Raw genomic sequence first — 2,417 nt, 5'->3', positions numbered from 1 at the left:
GCGGCGGTCAGGTTGGTGGCGGAGTAACCGGGGTGCGCGGCGGCGGCGGTCACGTCGGCGCCGGCCGCGGCGAGGCGGCGGGCCAACTCGTGCGTGAAGAGCAGGTTGGCGGTCTTGGAGCGGGCGTAGGCGGTCCAGCGGTGGTAGCCGCGCTCGGCGTTGAGGTCGCGGGCGTCGATGTTGGCCAGCGCGTGGAGGAAGCTGGAGACGGTGACCACGCGGGCCCCGGGGGTGGCGAGGAGCCGGGGCAGCAGCAGGCCGGTGAGGGCGAAGTGGCCGAGGTGGTTGACGCCGAACTGCGTCTCGAAGCCATCGGCGGTGGTGCGGTGCGGCAGCGCCATCACGCCGGCGTTGTTGACCAGGAGGTCGAGCCGCCCGTACGGAAGGTCTTCGGCGAACGCGCGCACCGAGGCGAGGTCCGCCAGGTCCAGCCGTGCCACGTCGACGCGCGCGGCGGGGACCACGGCCTCGATCCCGTCGGCCGCCTCGCGCCCCTTGGCCACGTCGCGGCAGGCGAGGACCACCTCGGCGCCACGGCGTGCCAGCTCCAGGGCGGTGACCAGTCCCAGCCCGCCGTTGGCTCCGGTGACGACGGCGACGCGGCCGGTCTGGTCGGGGATCTGCGACGCGGTCCAGCGGGGCTTGGTCATCGGCGGGAGCCTCTCGTGACATCGGGTTCCGGTGCCCCCACGGTAAGGGCACGGCCGGTGTCTCCCCGCCTTCCGGCGAGCGGGCCGACCCGCCCTCGCCGGCCCTCGCCCGCCCGTCCCCGCTTGGGGCCCGTCGATCAGGCGAGGTCGGTCCGGTACCGGTACGAGATCGGAGTGAGGTCCGGCTGCTCGATGTCCCACGGGGAGGTGCAATGCAGCACTCCCCCGTCCGCCGTGACCTCCTCGCCCGACCGGTCCAGCCGTATCGAGTGGACGACCACCAGGGCGTTGTGCGGAGCGAACTCCGCAGGGTAACGGCGTGTGTGCTCAACACCCCTGCCACACAAGGGCTTTGACGGCCCACGGGACGCGCCGCACCGCCGCACTCGAGAACGCCGCACTCGAGTACACCGGGACAGACACACCGTCACCCGCCATACACGCGGCGTTCGCGACAGGTTGGACCGCAGGTCCGTGCGGTGCTCCTACGCTCCCCTGCGGCACGAGGAAGACCCCCGGCCGTCGTCCGGCGGCCGGGCAGCGTACCCCTCACCTCTGGAGTGCACGTGGAACGTCGCAACCTCCTGCGCGCCGCCGTCCTCGGCGGCACGGCCGCCGCCTTCGGCGGGACCCTGTGGCGTGGCGCGGCCTACGCCGCCCCCGCGCAGCCCGGCGCCGGCCCGTACGGGGCGCTCGGCGCCGCGGACGCGAACGGCATCCGGCTGCCCTCCGGCTTCACCAGCCGGGTGATCGCCCGCTCGCGGCAGAAGGTGGCCGGCACCGGCTACACCTGGCACGACGCGCCCGACGGCGGCGCCTGCTACGCCGACGGCAGCGGGTGGATCTACGTCTCCAACTCGGAGATCAGCTCGACCGGCGGCGCGGGCGCGGTGAGGTTCGACTCCTCGGGAGCCGTCACGGGGGCGTACCGGATCCTGTCCAACACCAACGTCAACTGCGCGGGCGGCAAGACCCCGTGGAACACCTGGCTCTCCTGCGAGGAGGTCGACCGCGGCTACGTCTACGAGACCGACCCGTGGGGTGTGAAGGCGGCGGTGCGGCGGGACGCGATGGGCCGGTTCAAGCACGAGGCGGCGGCCTGCGACCCGCAGCGGGGCGTGATCTACCTGACCGAGGACGTCTCCGACGGCGCGTTCTACCGGTTCCGGCCGACCACGTGGGGCGACCTGTCCTCCGGCACGCTGGAGGTGATGGTGGGCTCCTCCGCCACCAGCGGCTCGGTCACCTGGGCGCGGGTGCCGGACCCGACGGGGGCGACGGCCACGCGCAACCAGGTCTCCGGCACGAAGCGCTTCAACGGCGGCGAGGGGTGCTACTACGCGAACGGGACGTGCTGGTTCACCACCAAGGGGGACAACCGGGTGTGGGCGTACGACGCCGCCGCCCAGACCATCTCCCTCGCGTACGACGACTCGCTCGTGACGTCGGGGACGGCTCCGCTGACCGGGGTGGACAACGTGACGGGGACCGCCTCCGGTGACCTGTACGTCGCCGAGGACGGCGGCAACCTCGAGATCTGCGTGATCACCCCGCAGGGTGTGGTCGCGCCGTTCCTCCGGGTCGGCGGCCAGTCCGCCTCGGAGATCACCGGTCCCGCCTTCTCCCCCGACGGCCGCCGCCTCTACTTCTCCAGCCAGCGCGGCACCTCCGGTTCCTCCTCCGGCGGCATCACCTACGAGGTGACGGGCCCCTTCCGCACCTGACCACCGACCGACGATGCCTGCCGGTGCGCGTGGCAGCCGCGTC

The 2,417-nt window shown here is 73.2% G+C and carries 3 protein-coding genes; 1 reads left to right on the top strand and 2 read right to left on the bottom strand.

The genetic code is table 11. The features are described from left to right. Together HW445_RS26920 and HW445_RS26915 are read right to left on the bottom strand one after the other, a co-directional pair. Positions 1-650 (bottom strand): oxidoreductase (locus HW445_RS26920; RefSeq protein WP_180223477.1); only part of this gene is annotated, 650 nt, incomplete at its 3' end. Positions 651-787: 137 nt separating this feature from the next. Then, positions 788-931 (bottom strand): hypothetical protein, encoded by a 144-nt coding sequence (locus HW445_RS26915; protein WP_180223476.1) that lies wholly within the window; start codon positions 929-931, stop codon positions 788-790. A gap of 285 nt (positions 932-1,216) precedes the next feature. Between HW445_RS26915 and HW445_RS26910 the strand changes: the two genes are divergently transcribed. Beyond that, complete coding sequence (locus tag HW445_RS26910; RefSeq protein WP_180223475.1) at positions 1,217-2,374, top strand: alkaline phosphatase PhoX; 1,158 nt, start codon at positions 1,217-1,219, stop codon at positions 2,372-2,374. Positions 2,375-2,417: the final 43 nt, after the last annotated feature.

The sequence above is a fragment of the Streptomyces sp. UH6 genome (genome assembly GCF_013421635.1).
GTDB classification, from domain to species: Bacteria; Actinomycetota; Actinomycetes; order Streptomycetales; family Streptomycetaceae; genus Streptomyces; species Streptomyces abyssomicinicus.
Note: the sequence above shows the minus strand (reverse complement) of the source record. Positions and strands in the feature narration are given on the sequence as shown.